This is a genomic window from Pseudonocardia sp. ICBG601, assembly GCF_020496245.1.
Genome location: NZ_JAHLJA010000095.1, coordinates 25,101 through 39,695, shown reverse-complemented (window position 1 = coordinate 39,695; position 14,595 = coordinate 25,101). Strand labels below are relative to the sequence as shown.

Sequence of the window (14,595 nt, the reverse complement as noted above, 5' to 3'; positions counted from 1 at the left end):
GTCCCGGCGTTGTCGGCATCGCAGCCGGTGCCCGGCCACCCCGACCGCGACACCGTCGTCTGCTCGACGCCCTCGGCCTGCCCGGTACTCCGCACGAGTACGAGTTCTTCGCCGAGATGGAGGCGTTCGTGCGGTCGGCGTTCCGCGGGTACGCCACCGTGCGACCGGAGTGGGCCAAGCGGTGGGCGACGACCGCGAGCGGCCCGTGGACCGACTCCCAGGTGATCGGTTCGATGCCGCAGGTCTTCCCGGGGTGGGCCGCCGCGCGCGACGCCTTCGCGGCGTTCGACCCGCACCGGGTCGTCACCGCGGACCTGCACGACACGCTCGGAATCTGAGCGGGACCGTTCCACCACCCGGCGGCGGGCAGCGGCGGGACGCCGTGCACGTCCGCGTCCCGCGGGTCACACGGTGTCGGTGCGGCCGGGACGGGGGCCGGTGCGTCACATCCCGAGCAGTGCGGCGGTGGCGTAGCGCTGGTAGGCGTCGATGACCTCGTCGCGAGATGCCTCGTCACGGTGTCGGAGCCACCAACGGCCCAGCTGCTCGCCGCCGCCGGAGATCATCTGCGCGGCCACCATGGCGTCGGTCGTGCTGAACTCCGGGAGGCGTGTCCGGATGAGCACCACCAGGGTCTGCACGGTCTCCTCGCGCAGGGACTCCAGCTGGTCGGCCGACTCACGGGACAGACCCATGGCCGGGTAGAGCATCGCCCAGCGATGCGGGGCCTGCTCGATGAGGGTGAAGAACGCCTCGCCCGCGACCCGGAACACGGTCGCCAGGTCGGCCGACTCCGCCACGCGCATGAGTCCGAGCAGTCCCTCCTGGAACTCCTGCCGGATGCGGCGTACGCAGGCGATGTAGGCGCCGGTCCGCGAGCCGAAGTGGTCGTAGAAGACCGGTCGGCTCACCTCGGCCGCCCGGCAGATGTCCTCGACCGACACACCGTCCAGTCCGTGCTCGACGAACAACGCCTCCGCGCAGTCCAGGAGCTGTTGCGCGCGTACCGCCCGAGGGACCCGGCCGTGACGGAAGCCCTGGACGTCCTGGGGATGAGCCTCGCCCGCCGATCGTCTCCAGCTGCCATTCGTCAAGGTTACATCGTGTAGGTCAAGCGTCTGTCGTGCGCAGGTGATCCGGTCCGGCGCGCCGGCTGGCCGGTGACGCCGACCGATCCGTCCGCTACGAGGTGAGCGCGGGGTCCAGTGCGGCGGAGAGCTCCGCGACGCCGACCTGGCCGCGGTAGCGCTCGCCGTTCACGAACAGTGTCGGCGTGCCGCGGACCCCGGAACGCACGGCCGCGTTGAACCCGGCCTCCACCCAGGGCCCCGGCAAAGTCGCTAGATGATCTTGTAGGTGGTCAGTGGTCGATGGGGGTCGCGGGCGTGGTGGCGGAGTGCTGCGGCGATGTTGCTGACGCCGTGCAGGCGTAGCGCGGTGATCGCGAGGTTCCGCAACGCCGACATGACCTGCGGGGCGTGACCGGTGTGGGCGGTGGCGCGGTCTTCGTCGAAGCAGACATCACGGACCCAGTGCAGGCGATTCTCGATCGACCAGTGCCCACGGATCCAGCGGGCGAGCAGTCCTGGATCGGCGTCGGTGCTGGTCAGGCTGGTGATCGCGTAGGCGGTCTCGGTTCTCCACTTCCCGCCAGGCCGCAGTGGGCGACGCCGGCGCACCAGCTTGATCGCCTGGGATGCGTGGGGGAAGAACTCTGCGCCCAGGTCGGGACAGGGGTGCAGGCTGACCACGCTGATCGTGCGGGTCTCGACGCGGCCGTGCCCACGCCCGCGTTGACGATCAGCGACGCCGATCTGGGTCCAGGGCAGCGCCCGTACCCGTGCCAGCAGCGTGGGCTGGTTCGCTTTGATCGTCATCAGGTAGTGCCCGCCGCGGCGGTGTAGGTAGTCGGCGTGGGCTCGCTGGGTGTGCAGAGCGTCCGCGGTGACCAGTACATCGTCGAGGTCGAGGGGGTCGAGCAGCGCGGTGAACGCGGTGATCTCGCTGCCCTTCTCTGCGACCTGAACCTGGCCGAGCACGCCACCGCTGGTCTGGTCGAGCACCGACACCAGATGCGGGAGCCAGACCCTGCCGTCGGCGGCACGGACGCGGGCGCCGCGCAGGGTCTTGCCGTCCAAGGCCAGCACGCGACGCTGTTCTCGCCGGGGTGTGCCCTCCGGGGCCGGCTGGGCGCTGAGCTGGGGCAACACCCAGGACTGCAACGCCGCCTCCAGCGCCGAGGCGTCGACCCGTTGCAGGACCCGGCGGATGGTCGACTCGTGCGGAGCGACCGCGCCCACCCCGAGCACGTCCAGCACGGCGCGGCCGACGTCATGGGCGTACTCGGCGATCGCGGTGAACGACCGGGCCCCCGCCAACACCGCGCACGCCCCCAGTAGCAACACCGCGAGGACACCGTGGCGGACACCGCGTGGTTTCCGCGGGTCCGGCACTCGCGACAGGGCCTCCACCAGCGACAACCCCGCCGCCTCACCGACCGGCGCGGCTCTCCCCGCGTCAGGACCGACCTCCAGGCCTTCCAGAGCAGCAACGATCGGAGACACTGACACTGCGGACACAGGCTTCCTGACGTGAGCAAGGATTCGACACCCTCATGATCACGCCAAGCCTGTGTCCGCACCCACCCCCACCCCCCACGTCACCGCAGCTCAGCCCCCACCCATCACGACTTTGCCGGGGCCCTGGGTGGTGACCCCGTCGTCGTCGACGACGGCGAGCCGGTACGGGTGGCGGGCCGCCCCGACGGCGAACGCCGCGGTGATGCTGTTGCCGTAGCGCACCAGCGCCCGGCCCATCCCGTACAGCTTCCCGGGGCCGAGCGGGCGGACGACTCCCGAGCGGGTCAGGGCCACGGCGGCGCGGGCGGTGCCGCTTCCCAGCTCGTAGGCGGTGCGGGCGGTGCCGGAGAGGTTCTGGAGCAGCGGGGAGCCAGCCATGCGGCGCAGTCTGGCAGGGCGACCCGCCGGGCCGTCGGGTCCGGTGGGGGGATCTGTGTCAGAGGTCACTGAGTATGTCCGTCATGTTTCGTAGGGTGAAGACGATGTGTCCTTCGGTGGCCCACAGGTCGCCGAACTCCACCACACACCGTCGGGGATCCTGATGCGCCTGTACCTGCCCACGCACACGTCCGCTTCTGGCCGCACGCTGGTCCGTGCGGGACGTCCGACCAAGTCGATGCCCGGGTTCGGCGGCATCGCCGGCGTCTGCCGCTGCGGCGCGGCCCGCCCCGCCGACTCGCGCAGCCTGCCGTGGCGCGACTGTCCGTCGTGTACGCCGCAGCGGGCCCGGGTCGGACGCTGAGCGCACCGGCCTCGTAGGTTTCCGGGGCGACGGGCACGGTGTCCGTCGACCGCGGAGGCCCCCATGAGCACGACCACCCCCGAGATGCGGCTGCGCGCCCTGGAGCGGGAGGACCTGCCGTTCGTCCACGGGCTGTCGAACGACTCCGGGATCATGTCGTACTGGTTCGAGGAGCCCTTCGAGTCGCTCGTCGAGCTGCAGGAGATCTTCGCCCGGCACGTGCACGACAACCGCGAGCGGCGGTTCATCATCGACTGCGCGGGTGAGCGGGCCGGTCTGGTCGAGCTGGTGGAGATCGACTACATCCACCGCAACGCCGAGTTCCAGATCATCGTCGCCCCCGCCTTCCAGGGCCGGGGGCTCGCCGCCCGCGCCACCGCCGGGGCCCTCGACTACGCCTTCGGCGTGCTGAACCTGCACAAGGTGTACCTGGTCGTCGACATCGAGAACACCCGCGCCGTGCGTGCCTACGAGCGCACCGGTTTCGTTGTCGAGGGGGAGCTGCGCGAGGAGTACTTCGCCAGCGGCCGCTACCACGACGCCTACCGGATGGCGGTGCTGCAGCGCGACCATCTCGGCCGCACCGTCGACGGGCCGCAGTGAGTCGACGGACCGCACCGGGTCGACGGGCCGCACCGAGCTGACCGGACCGGCCGGCAGGGAGGGGGACCCGTCGGCCGGCCCGGCGTGCACCGGCCGCGGGCATGCGACCGGAGTCGGGCGCGTCGACCTTGATGACGACGACACCCGAGAACACTACTATCTCGACACGTATTCGTGTCAACGTTCGCCATGGTGCTCCTGTGACCAGCGGGAATCGGGTGCTGGCCGGTGTCGGACCGATGTCGCGGTGCGGACCGGCCGACCGATGACATCGTTGATCGTCGGCGAGTGCCCGCGACCGTCGTCGCGGTGGGTCACGGGGTGGTTACGGTCCGCTCGTCGTCACCGTGCGCGCCCGGCCGTCGCGAGTAGGATCTGCCCCGATGTCCGGAACCCCGACGGCCGGGGACGAGTTCCCGATCGACACGCTCGCCGCACGTGCCGGTATGACCGTCCGCAACGTGCGCGCCCACCTGTCCCGCGGCCTGCTGCAGCCGGGGGAGATGCGCGGGCGCACCGCCTGGTACGGCCCGGTCCACCTGGCCCGGCTGGAGCTGATCGCCGGGCTGCGGCGGCGCGGGTTCTCCCTCGCCGCGATCGGCGTGCTGATCAACCAGACCCCCTCCAGCAGCGCGGAGGAGGCGCTGCGCCTCTACCGCGGCATGCTCGCGCCGTGGCAGCCGGAGGAGGCGGTCGAGCTCGCCGAGGAGGACCTGGCCGAGTGGGCCGGCGCCCGGACGTCCCCGGAGTTCGTCGAGCGGCTGGCCGCGTCCGGGCTGATCGAGCGCACCGGCCCGGGTCGGCTGCGCGTGCTCAACCCGTCGATGGTCCGGTCCGGGGCGCACGCCGTCGCGCTCGGGCTGGCCCCGGAGGCGGTGCAGCAGGTCGGCGAGGAGCTGCTGACCCGCACCCGGGAGATCGCCGAGATCTTCGTCGAGCTGTTCCGCGAGCAGGTCTGGGCGGCGCACGTCGCGGCCGGGCTGCCCCGGCACGGCGTCGCGGACCTGCGCACGGCGGTCGAGGCCCTGCAGCCGGTCGCCACCCAGTCCCTGCTCGGTGCCTTCCGCCAGACGATGCAGCAGGCGATGGACGACTTCATCCGCCGGCTGTCCATCGACCTCGCCCCGTCCGACCCGCGAGCCGACCCCGAAGCCGACTCCGAGGCAGCCGAACCGTCAGCGGACCGGTAGCTCGACGGTGAACACCGTCCGGCCGGGGGCGCTGTCGACCCCGACCGTCCCGTCGTGGGCGGCGACGACCGCCGCCACGATCGCCAGGCCCAGCCCGGTGCTGGGGGTGTCGTTCCCGGCGCGGGTGCGCCCCTCCGCGCCGCGGGCGAACCGCTCGAACACCCGGGGCAGCACGTCCGGGGCGATGCCGGGGCCGTCGTCGGCGACCTGGAGCCGGACCCGGCCGGGGACGGGGTGGCCGAGGGTGACGGTGACCGTCGTGCCGGGCGGGGTGTGGGTGCGGGCGTTCGCGAACAGGTTGGTGACCACCTGGGCGAGCCGGTGGGCGTCGCCGGTGACGGTGACCGGCTCGTCGGGCAGCTGCGGGAACCAGCGGTGGTCGCGGCCCGCCACGTGGGTGGTCCGCTCCGGGACCGGCTCGCGCTCGCGGCGCGACAGCTCGGCGTAGCCGCGGATCGCCGTCAGCGGGGTGCGCAGCTCATGGCTGGCGTCGGCGACGAAACGACGCAGCCGCGTCTCGGACTCCTGGCGGGCGGCGAGTGCTCCCTCGACGTTGTCGAGCATGTGGTTGAGCGCGGTGCCGACCTGCCCGACCTCGGTGCGCGGGTCGGGGTCGGGGACGCGTGCGGCGAGGTGCACCTCGCCCCGGTCCAGCGGCAGGTTCCCGACCTGTGCGGCGACGCCGGCGACGCGTTCGAGCGGGCGCAGCGCGCGCCGCACCAGCACGGCCGCCGCGCTGCCCGTGAGCACCACGGCCCCGCCCAGCACGACGAGCTCGATGACGACGAGCCTGCTCACGGTGGCACCGGCGTTGTCCGGCTGTGCGATCAGGTAGGTCGTCGTCCCCTCGGTCCAGCCGATCGCCCGGTAGTCGCCCAGCGACAGCGTCACGTCGCGGGCGGTGGTGTCGGCGGGCACCGAGCGCAGCGCGGCCAGGTCGGCCTCGGGGACGGCGGTGGTGGTCCCGCCCCGCTGGGCCAGGCGGGCGCTCACGACGCGGCCGTCGTCCAGCACCGCCCCGATCGCGTTCGTGCCGGGGCCCGGGCCGAGGAACATCCCCCCGGGCGGGCCCCCGCCCTGGCCGCCCGGCGTGGGGGTGCCGTCGTCGTGGGTGAGCCGGCCGGGGGCGCGCCCGGTCTGCTGGGCGACGAAGCCCTCCAGGGAGAACGACAGTTCGCGGTCCTGCCGGGTGGACAGGTAGCGGTCGAGCGAGAGGGTCGTCGCGACGCCGATCGCCACGCACGCCACCGTGAACAGCAGCAGCACCGTGCCGACGAGCCGGGCCCGCAGCGAGCGGACCTGGCCGGAGACGCGGGTGACGACCATCGGGTCAGTCCGCGGCAGGCCGCAGCACGTAGCCCGCGCCGCGCACCGTGTGGATCATCGGCCGGCGACCGGCGTCGATCTTCTTGCGCAGGTAGGAGACGTAGAGCTCGACCACGTTGGACTGGCCGCCGAAGTCGTAGTTCCACACCCGGTCGAGGATCTGGGCCTTCGACAGCACCCGGCGGGGGTTGCGCATGAGGTAGCGCAGCAGCTCGAACTCCGTCGCGGTCAGCTCCACCGGCTCGCCGGCGCGGGACACCTCGTGCGCGTCCTCGTCGAGCACCAGGTCGCCCACCACCAGCTCCGAGGAGCGCTGGGCGGCGGCCATCCCCGCGCGACGCAGCAGCCCGCGCAGCCGTGCGACCAGCTCCTCCAGCGAGAACGGCTTGGTGACGTAGTCGTCGCCACCCGCGGTGAGGCCGGCGACCCGGTCCTCGACGGCGTCGCGCGCGGTCAGGAACAGCACCGGCACCTCGGGGGTGTCGGCGCGGACCCGGCGCAGCACCTCGAAGCCGTCGACGTCGGGCAGCATCACGTCGAGCACGATCGCGTCCGGGCGGAAGTCGCGGGCGTGGCGCACCGCGGACATCCCGTCGGCGGCGGCGCGGACCTCCCAGCCCTCGTAGCGCAGGGCCATCGAGAGCAGGTCCGACAACGTGGGCTCGTCGTCCACGACGAGCACCCGGATCGGGCCGCCGTCGGCGCGGCGCAGCGGGTCGGCGTCCCGGTCCATCACCTCGGTCATGCTAGGAGCACACCGCACGGACCTGTGCGACGGCTGTGTGTCCGCTGTCGGTTCACCGCGCGCGCCAGTACCCCGTGGCGTAGACGGCGCGCCGGTCGAACCCCCGTTCGTCGAGCAGGTGCGCGCGCAGCTCCTTCACCGCGGCGGACTCCCCGGACAGCCACGCCTGGCCGCGGCCGTCGGGCAGCTCGGCGGCCCGCACCGCCGAGACCAGCGGCTCACCCGCCGGGGCGGCGCCGCGGTGCACCCAGGTGACGGCGACGTCGCCGGGCAGGGTCTGCTCCTCGCCGGCGTCGGCGACCTCGGCGACGACCCGGACCGGCACCCCGGGGGCCGCCTCGGCGAGGGTCTCGCACACGGTCGCGATGGCGGGCAGGGCGGACTCGTCGCCGATCACGAGGTGGTGCGCGGCGGCCGGGTCCGGCTCCCAGCGCCCGCCGGGCTCGGACACCCCGACCCAGTCCCCGGGGGCGGCCGACACGGCCCAGGCGGCGGCCGGCCCGTGCCCGGCGTGGACGACGAAGTCGACGTCGAGCTCACCGTGGCCGCCGGCGTCGGGGGCGAAGCGGCGCACCGTGTAGGTGCGGATCGCGGGGCGGGCCTCCCCGGCGGGCCATACCGGGCCGCCGGTCGAGGCGCGCGGCACGGCGGGTCGTTCCTGGCCCTCGACCGGGAAGAACATCTTGATCCGGCGGTCCGGGCCGTGCCCGGGGAACCCGGCCAGCTCCTCGCCGGTCAGGGTCACCCGGACCATGCGAGGGGTGACCCGCTCGGTGCGGGCCACCTGCAGCAGGCGTGGTGCGGTCGTGCTCATGGCCGGGAATTGTCCCGGACGCGCGCTCAGGTCCGGTCGCCGAGGCCCGCCAGGCCGGTCCAGACCAGGTCCATCAGGTACTCGGTGGCCTGGTCCGCGGTGACCGCCTCGTCCTGGCCTCGCCAGACGGCGAGCCGCTCGCAGGCCCCGACGATCACCTGCGCCCAGCCGGTCAGCCGGGTCGGCTCGGTGCCGGGGACCTGCGCGGCGAGCAGGGCGGCGATGAAGTCGGTCTGCTGGGCGCGGATCTCCTCCAGCGCGGTGTCGGTGACCCCGGCCTCGGAGCAGAACAGCTGCCAGGCCGGAGCCCGCCGGTCCAGGTAGTGGAAGAAGGCCAGCGTCCCGCCCCGCAGCATCGCCTCCGGCGAGTCCGCGGCCCCCGCCGCCTGCGCGACGACGTCGAGCAGCTCGGCCCGGGCCCGCGCGATCGCGGCCAGCAGCAGGCCCTCCTTGGACCCGAAGTGGGTGTAGAGCACAGGCTTGGTGACACCCACCCGCTCCGCGACCTGCTCCATCGAGACCTCGGCGTAGCCCCGCTCCCCGAAGACGGCGACGGCCGCGTCGACGATCTGGCGCTCGCGTTCCGCCCTGGGCACGCGGCGGCGGGGGCCGGGTACGGTCTGCGCGGTCACGCCGGAGACTTTACCCTCAGTAAGTTACTGACGGTAGGAAGTGAGCGGGAATGGACGTCTACTCCCTGCCGATGACCACCCGGTTCCGCGGGATCACCGTGCGCGAGGGCCTGCTGCTGTCCGGCCCGGCCGGCTGGGGCGAGTTCTGTCCCTTCCCCGAGTACGACGACCGCGAGGCTGTCGCGTGGCTGGCCGCGGCTCGCGAGGCGGCCGGGACGGGCTGGCCGGAACCGGTGCGCGACCGGGTGCCGGTCAACTGCACCGTGCCCGCCGTCGGGCCCGAGCAGGCCCAGCGGATCGTGCGCGCCTCCGGCTGCGCCACCGCGAAGGTCAAGGTCGCCGAACCGGGCGCCCCGCTGTCCGAGGACCTCGAGCGCGTCGCTGCCGTCCGCGACGCGCTCGGCCCCGCCGGGCTGGTCCGGGTGGACGCCAACGCTGCCTGGGACGTCGCGACGGCCGTCGCCGCGATCGGCGAGCTCGACCGGGCCGCCGGGGGCCTGGAGTACGTCGAGCAGCCCTGCTGGGAGGTCGACGACCTCGCCGCCGTCCGCCGGGCGGTGGACGTGCCGATCGCCGCGGACGAGTCGATCCGCCGCGCCGAGGACCCGATGCGGGTGGTGCGGGCCGGAGCGGCCGACGTCGTCGTGCTGAAGGTGTCGCCGCTGGGCGGGGTGCGCCGGGCCCTGCGGATCGCCGAGGAGGTCGGGCTGCCGGTCGTGGTGTCCTCGGCGGTGGAGTCGAGCGTCGGTCTCGCCGCCGGGCTCGCGCTGGCCGGGGCGCTGCCGGAGCTGCACCACGCCTGCGGGCTCGGGACGGTCTCGCTGCTGGCCGCCGACGTCGTCGCCGAGCCTCTCGTCCCCGAGCGGGGGTTCCTGCCCGTGCCGCGGGTCGCGCCCGAGCCGGTGCACCGGGCCGGGGTCGCGGCCACTGCCGACCGCGCCGCCTGGTGGCGCGACCGGCACGACCGCGTCGCCACGCTGCTCGACGCCGCGGCCGGGGCCGACCGGGTCAGTACTGGTTGACCCGGCTGTCGCGGCGCATGGCCGCGTCGATCACCCGCGCCGGACCGGGCATCCGGTACTGGCCCTTCACCAGCTTCCCGGCGCTGGGCACCGTGTCCCGGTCCGGCCAGGTCGCGGTGTCCCACAGCGACGAGCGCAGGGACGCCTTCGCACAGTGCAGGAACAGCTCGTCGACCTCGACGACGATCGCCAGCTCGGGCGTCGAGCCCTTCACGGTGAGCCGCTCGGCGAAGTCCGGCCGGTACACGATCCGGGCCCGTCCGTTGATCCGCACGGTGTCGTTCGACCCCGGCACGACGACGATCATCCCGACCCGCGGGTCGTGCAGGATGTTGCGCATCGAGTCGAGCCTGCGGTTCCCCTTGCGGTCGGCGAAGGCGACCGTGTGCTCGTCGAGCACCAGCAGGCAGCCCGCCGGGTCGCCCCGGGGTGAGACGTCGACGCCGTCCGGCCCGGCCGTCGCCAGCAGGAAGAACGGCGACGCCGCCAGGAACTCCGCGGTCACCGGGTCGATGCGCTCACGCGCCTTGTCCCGGATGAACGCGGGCACCGCGCCGATGATCTCGCGGAGTCTAGCCTCGTCGGTCACGTGTTCCATCGCATCCCCTTCGCTCTTAGGTCACCCTAACCGTGAACATGCTTCACTGGCGACCCCCGCCTAGGGTCCCGGGGATGGGCGTGATCGTGATCGGGGCCGGCATCGCCGGGGTGACCTGCGCCGCGGAGCTGGCGGCCCGCGGTGTCGACGTGACGGTGTACGAGCGGTCCCCCGAGGTCGGAGGACGGCTGGCGGTGCACCGCCACGGGGACCGTCCCGCCGACATCGGTGCCGCCTACTTCACCGTCTCCGACGACCGGTTCGACGACCGCGTCCGACGCTGGCGCGACGACGGCCTGGTCCGCGGGTGGACCGACACCCTCGCGGTGTTCGACGGCGCCACCCGGGGCCCGGACAGCCCCGGCCCGCTGCGGTTCGCGGCACCGGCCGGGCTGCGGTCGCTGGTCACCGACACCGCCCGCGGCCTGGACGTCCGTACCGGCCGGGCCGTCGAGCGGGTCCGCCCCGGCCCGGACGGCCCGACCGTCGACGGCGAGCGCGTCGACGCCGTCGTCCTGGCTATGCCCGACCCGCAGGCCGCCCGGCTGCTCGACCCGGACACCCCCGCGGGCGCCGCCGTCGCCGGGCGGGCGTGGAACCCGGTGCTCGCCCTGACCGCCGGGTTCGCCGGCCGGGACTGGCCGCGGCTGCCCGCGGCGTTCGTCAACGACCACCCCGTCCTGTCCCTCGTCGCCGACGACGGCGACCGCCGCGGCGACGACGCGCCGGTGCTCGTCGCGCACTCCACCGGTGACCTCGCGCGCGCCCACGACGCCGATCCCGCCGCCGCGGTGCCCGCGATGACCGCCGCCGTCCGTGAGCTGCTGGGCATCACCGCCGCGCCGGAGTGGACGCACGTGCACCGCTGGCGCTTCGCCGCCCCCGCCGCGCAGCGCGAGCAGACCTTCCACCTCGGCGACGACGGCGTCGCCCTGGCCGGGGACGGCTGGGGCCGGTCCCGGGTGCAGACGGCCTGGCTGTCCGGGCTGGAGCTGGCGGGGGAGCTCGCGGGGCGCCTGGGCCGCTGAACCCGCACGCACCGCCCCAGGCCCGCCACGCCCCGTCGCCGAGATGCGGCTCAGGGCTGTCGCGGCGGGCAGCCCTGAGCCGCATCTCGACGAACTTCGACGAGCCCCGACAGGTCCCGGGGAGGGTGGGTAGTGGCGGGCCCTGGCCGCGTGGGCGGCGGCGACCTACCGTCGGGTCATGCCCGACCGCGTCACCGCCGCCGCCCCCGTCGTCGTCGCGCCGGAGGGGCGGCCCTTCGGCGGGTCCACCGCGCCCGTGGAGCTGGACGCCTCCGGCCCGGACGCCGCGGGGCGCGCGGTGCTCGCCGAGCTGGCGGCCGCGCTCGACGCCGACCGGATCCTGACCGACCCCGACGTCGTGCGTCCCTACGTGCACGACGAGGCCGAGTGGGCCGAGTACGGCACGCCGCTGTGCGTGGTGCGGGCGCGGACCACCGCCGACGTCGCCGCGACCGTGCGGGCCTGCGCCGCGCACCGGGTGCCGGTCGTCGCGCGGGGCGCGGGCACCGGGCTGTCCGGCGGGGCGAACGCCGTCGACGGCTGTGTGCTGGTCAGCCTGGAACGGATGACCGCGATCCGGGAGATCTCGGCGGGGGAGCGGCTCGCCGTCGTCGAACCGGGGGTGGTCAACGACGACCTGCGCGCCGCCTGCGCGGAGCGGGGCCTCTGGTACCCGCCGGACCCGGCGTCGGCGCCCTGGTCGACGATCGGCGGCAACGTCGCGACCAACGCGGGCGGGCTGTGCTGCGTCAAGTACGGCGTCACCCGCGACTACGTGCTCGCCCTGGAGGTCGTCACCGCCACCGGTGAGGTCGTGCGGGTCGGGCGGCGCACCGCGAAGGGCGTCGTCGGCTACGACCTGGCCGGGCTGATGGTCGGCTCGGAGGGGACGCTCGGGATCATCACCGAGATCACCGTGAAGCTGCGCCCGGCCCGCCCGGCCGCGCCGCGCACCGTCGTCGGGTTCTTCGACTCCCTCGCCGACTGCGGGGCCGCAGTCGCCGCCGTCACCGAGCAGGGGCTGCAGCCCGCGGTGTTCGAGCTGGTCGACCGGGAGTGCCTGGCCGCGGTCAACGCCTGGCGCAACGCCGGGCTGCCCGAGGGGGCCGCCGCGCTGCTGCTCGCCCAGACCGACCTGCCCGAGCCCGCCGCGACCGCCGAGGCCGACGCGATCCTCGCGGCCTTCGAGCAGCACGGCGCGACCGAGGCGATGGCCGCGACCGACGCGACCGAGTCCGAGGCGCTGTTCGCCGCCCGCCGGATGGCCTACCCGGCGCTGGAGCAGCTCGGGATGGGCATGCTGACCGAGGACGTCTGCGTCCCCCGCCCCCGGATGGCGGAGATGCTCGCCCGGATCGAGGACATCGGCCGCCGCCACGCGGTCCGGATCGCGACCGTCGCGCACGCCGGCGACGGGAACCTGCACCCGCTGATGCTCACCCCGCACGACGACCCGGACGCCCGGGACCGCACCCGCGCCGCGTTCGACGAGATCATCGACGCGGCCGTCGAACTGGGTGGGACGGTCACCGGGGAGCACGGCGTCGGCCTGCTCAAGCGCGACGGCATGGAACGCGAGCTGGGCCCCGGGGTGCTGGCCCTGCAGCGCTCGGTGAAGGCCGCGCTCGACCCGGACGGCATCCTGAACCCGGGCAAGGCGGTCTGAACCGCGCGTGTCGCCCGGATGGCCGCGCGTGGTCGCCGGGAGAGCGGGAACACTCTTCGATGAGCACCATCGACCCGGCCCTCGTCCCCTCCGCCCTCGCGCTGACCTACCGCGGTCCGTCGCACACCGGTGCGCCGCGCCTGATCGGCGTCGCCGGGGTCGCCGAGGTCGTGCCGGTGGTCGAGGCCGAGGTCCGTGAGGTGGAACGGGTCGACACCGCGGACCTGCGGCTGGTCGCCGCGGGCATCGAGCTCGTCGTCGAACACACCGTGCCCGACCGCGCGTCGGCGGTGCCGCCGTCCACGACCTGGGTGCTGCGCCTGCCCGACGCCGACGAGCCGCTGCGCGTGCCGCTGCCCGCGAGCGAGGTCGAGGGCGTCACCGGCGAGCGCGCCGTCCCGGACGGTGTCGACGCCCTGGTCCGCGGGGTCCGCGGCGACGAGCCGCTCGTCCCGGTCGGCCGGGTGCACGTCACTCGCCAGGTCGACCGACTGCGCGACGCGACCGGGGCGGACCTCGCCACGCTGGCCCGCGAGCAGGTCGACGTCGCGCTGCTGGGGGAGGTCGCGACCGTCGAGAGCTGGACCGAGGCCGTCGTGGAGCCGGGGGCGGCCGACACCGCCGGGCTCCGGCAGCTGGACGAGGCGCTGCGTGACACCGGACTCGTGCGTGCCCCACGCGGCGCGCACGCCCGGCTCGCCGCGCTGCTCGCCGCCGCCGCGCCCGCAGAACCGCCGCGCCGCACCGGCCGGAAGGGCAGCGCCGGGGCACTGCTCCTGCGCTACCTCGGCGACCAGGTCGACACCCTGGCCGCCCGCGAGGCCGACCTGCGCGCCGACCGGCCCGACGCCGTCCACCAGATGCGCATCGCCGCCCGCCGGCTCCGCAGCGCGCTGCGCACCTTCGGCGGGCTCCTGGAGGGGCCGCGGGTCGGGCACCTCGTCGGCGAGCTGCGCTGGCTCGGCCGGGCGCTGGCCGGGGAGCGCGACGCCGAGGTGCAGGAGGAGCGCCTGACCGCCCGGCTGGCCGCGCTGGAGCCCGAGCTGCTGCTGGGCCCGGTGCAGGCCGCGGTCACCCGGCACTTCGCCCGCACCCGCGCCGAGACCGGGGCCGCCGTGCTGGAGGTCGTCGACGGCGAGCGCTACGCCGCGCTGCAGGGCGCCCTGCGCCGGCTGCTCGCCGACCCGCCGTTGTCGCGCCGGGCCCGCAGGCCCGCCGCGACGGTCGTCCCGGCGATGGTGGGGCGCACGGCCCGCAAGCTGGAGCGGCGGATGGAGCGGGCGCTGGCCGACCTCGACGCCGGCCACGTCGCCCCCGAGTCGCTGCACGACGCTCGCAAGACCGGCAAGCAGCTCCGCTACGTCACCGAGGTCGCCCGGCCCAGTGTCGGGAAGGAGGCGCGGGCGTTCGCGAAGCGGCTCAAGAAGGTCTCCGACGTGCTCGGCGAGCACCAGGACGCCGTCGTCTCCCGCGAGACCCTGCGGACCCTCGGGGCCCGCGCCGGTGCGGAGCACGGCAACGGGTTCACCTTCGGTGTGCTGCACGGCCGGGACACCGCGACCATGCTCGACCTCGAGCGCAGGCTGCCCACGGTGTGGGAGACGGCGTGGACGCGGCGCGCCCGCCGGTGGATGCGCCGCTAGCCTGCGC

General features: G+C 74.7%; 17 protein-coding genes. 8 read left to right on the top strand and 9 right to left on the bottom strand.

All coding sequences use genetic code 11. From position 1 onward, the window contains the following. Positions 1 to 338: cholesterol oxidase substrate-binding domain-containing protein (locus tag KPL57_RS25100; RefSeq protein ID WP_226353402.1), on the top strand; the 338-nt coding region annotated here is incomplete at its 5' end. A 105-nt stretch (positions 339 to 443) separates the two neighbouring features. Here the strand turns inward: KPL57_RS25100 and KPL57_RS25095 are convergent. From KPL57_RS25095 to KPL57_RS25080, 4 genes are all read right to left on the bottom strand, one after another. Beyond that, positions 444 to 1,094 (bottom strand): TetR/AcrR family transcriptional regulator, encoded by a 651-nt coding sequence (locus KPL57_RS25095; protein WP_226353401.1) that lies wholly within the window; start codon positions 1,092 to 1,094, stop codon positions 444 to 446. A gap of 88 nt (positions 1,095 to 1,182) precedes the next feature. Beyond that, positions 1,183 to 1,335 carry a thioredoxin domain-containing protein gene (locus KPL57_RS25090; protein ID WP_226353400.1) on the bottom strand — a complete coding sequence of 51 codons (153 nt, stop codon included), beginning with the start codon at positions 1,333 to 1,335 and terminating at the stop codon, positions 1,183 to 1,185. Positions 1,336 to 1,340: 5 nt separating this feature from the next. Beyond that, positions 1,341 to 2,564 carry an ISAs1 family transposase gene (locus KPL57_RS25085; protein ID WP_226350739.1) on the bottom strand — a complete coding sequence of 408 codons (1,224 nt, stop codon included), beginning with the start codon at positions 2,562 to 2,564 and terminating at the stop codon, positions 1,341 to 1,343. 105 nt (positions 2,565 to 2,669) lie between these two features. Beyond that, positions 2,670 to 2,957 (bottom strand): hypothetical protein, encoded by a 288-nt coding sequence (locus tag KPL57_RS25080; RefSeq protein ID WP_226353399.1) that lies wholly within the window; start codon positions 2,955 to 2,957, stop codon positions 2,670 to 2,672. A 163-nt stretch (positions 2,958 to 3,120) separates the two neighbouring features. Between KPL57_RS25080 and KPL57_RS25075 the strand changes: the two genes are divergently transcribed. The 3 genes from KPL57_RS25075 to KPL57_RS25065 all read left to right on the top strand — a co-directional run bounded on the left by KPL57_RS25075 (position 3,121) and on the right by KPL57_RS25065 (position 5,114). Beyond that, positions 3,121 to 3,321, top strand: coding sequence for a hypothetical protein (locus KPL57_RS25075; RefSeq protein WP_143510313.1), 201 nt, complete (start codon positions 3,121 to 3,123; stop codon positions 3,319 to 3,321). 63 nt (positions 3,322 to 3,384) lie between these two features. Further along, complete coding sequence (gene speG / locus KPL57_RS25070; protein ID WP_020626815.1) at positions 3,385 to 3,924, top strand: spermidine N1-acetyltransferase; 540 nt, start codon at positions 3,385 to 3,387, stop codon at positions 3,922 to 3,924. Positions 3,925 to 4,307: 383 nt separating this feature from the next. Beyond that, positions 4,308 to 5,114: a MerR family transcriptional regulator gene (locus KPL57_RS25065; RefSeq protein ID WP_226353398.1), complete on the top strand. Its 807-nt coding sequence runs from the start codon at positions 4,308 to 4,310 to the stop codon at positions 5,112 to 5,114. Here KPL57_RS25065 and KPL57_RS25060 read toward each other — a convergent pair. Genes KPL57_RS25060 through KPL57_RS25045 form a run of 4 tightly spaced genes read right to left on the bottom strand, consistent with a single transcriptional unit; the run spans position 5,100 to position 8,631 of the window. Beyond that, positions 5,100 to 6,440, bottom strand: coding sequence for a cell wall metabolism sensor histidine kinase WalK (locus KPL57_RS25060; protein WP_226353397.1), 1,341 nt, complete (start codon positions 6,438 to 6,440; stop codon positions 5,100 to 5,102). The two genes, KPL57_RS25065 and KPL57_RS25060, sit on opposite strands and share 15 nt — an antisense overlap. Before the next feature lie 4 nt (positions 6,441 to 6,444). After that, positions 6,445 to 7,185, bottom strand: a complete 741-nt coding sequence (locus KPL57_RS25055; RefSeq protein WP_060711037.1) for a response regulator transcription factor — start codon at positions 7,183 to 7,185, stop codon at positions 6,445 to 6,447. A gap of 52 nt (positions 7,186 to 7,237) precedes the next feature. Next, the gene (locus KPL57_RS25050; RefSeq protein ID WP_226353396.1) at positions 7,238 to 7,999 is read right to left on the bottom strand and encodes a siderophore-interacting protein; all 762 of its coding nucleotides are present in this window, start codon (positions 7,997 to 7,999) and stop codon (positions 7,238 to 7,240) included. 26 nt (positions 8,000 to 8,025) lie between these two features. Beyond that, entirely contained in the window at positions 8,026 to 8,631 is a 606-nt protein-coding gene (locus KPL57_RS25045) for a TetR/AcrR family transcriptional regulator (protein WP_020626810.1), read from the bottom strand. Between the two features lie 50 nt (positions 8,632 to 8,681). Between KPL57_RS25045 and KPL57_RS25040 the strand changes: the two genes are divergently transcribed. After that, positions 8,682 to 9,653 (top strand): o-succinylbenzoate synthase, encoded by a 972-nt coding sequence (locus KPL57_RS25040; protein ID WP_226353395.1) that lies wholly within the window; start codon positions 8,682 to 8,684, stop codon positions 9,651 to 9,653. Here KPL57_RS25040 and KPL57_RS25035 read toward each other — a convergent pair. Continuing rightward, positions 9,640 to 10,251: an MSMEG_1061 family FMN-dependent PPOX-type flavoprotein gene (locus KPL57_RS25035; protein ID WP_226353394.1), complete on the bottom strand. Its 612-nt coding sequence runs from the start codon at positions 10,249 to 10,251 to the stop codon at positions 9,640 to 9,642. The genes KPL57_RS25040 and KPL57_RS25035 overlap by 14 nt on opposite strands. A gap of 74 nt (positions 10,252 to 10,325) precedes the next feature. Here KPL57_RS25035 and KPL57_RS25025 point away from each other — a divergent pair, with 74 nt between their 5' ends. The 3 genes from KPL57_RS25025 to KPL57_RS25015 all read left to right on the top strand — a co-directional run bounded on the left by KPL57_RS25025 (position 10,326) and on the right by KPL57_RS25015 (position 14,588). Next, positions 10,326 to 11,279, top strand: coding sequence for an NAD(P)/FAD-dependent oxidoreductase (locus tag KPL57_RS25025; RefSeq protein WP_305080513.1), 954 nt, complete (start codon positions 10,326 to 10,328; stop codon positions 11,277 to 11,279). Positions 11,280 to 11,457: 178 nt separating this feature from the next. Beyond that, positions 11,458 to 12,945, top strand: coding sequence for an FAD-binding oxidoreductase (locus KPL57_RS25020; RefSeq protein ID WP_226353393.1), 1,488 nt, complete (start codon positions 11,458 to 11,460; stop codon positions 12,943 to 12,945). Between the two features lie 59 nt (positions 12,946 to 13,004). Further along, positions 13,005 to 14,588: a CHAD domain-containing protein gene (locus KPL57_RS25015; protein ID WP_226353392.1), complete on the top strand. Its 1,584-nt coding sequence runs from the start codon at positions 13,005 to 13,007 to the stop codon at positions 14,586 to 14,588. Positions 14,589 to 14,595: the final 7 nt, after the last annotated feature.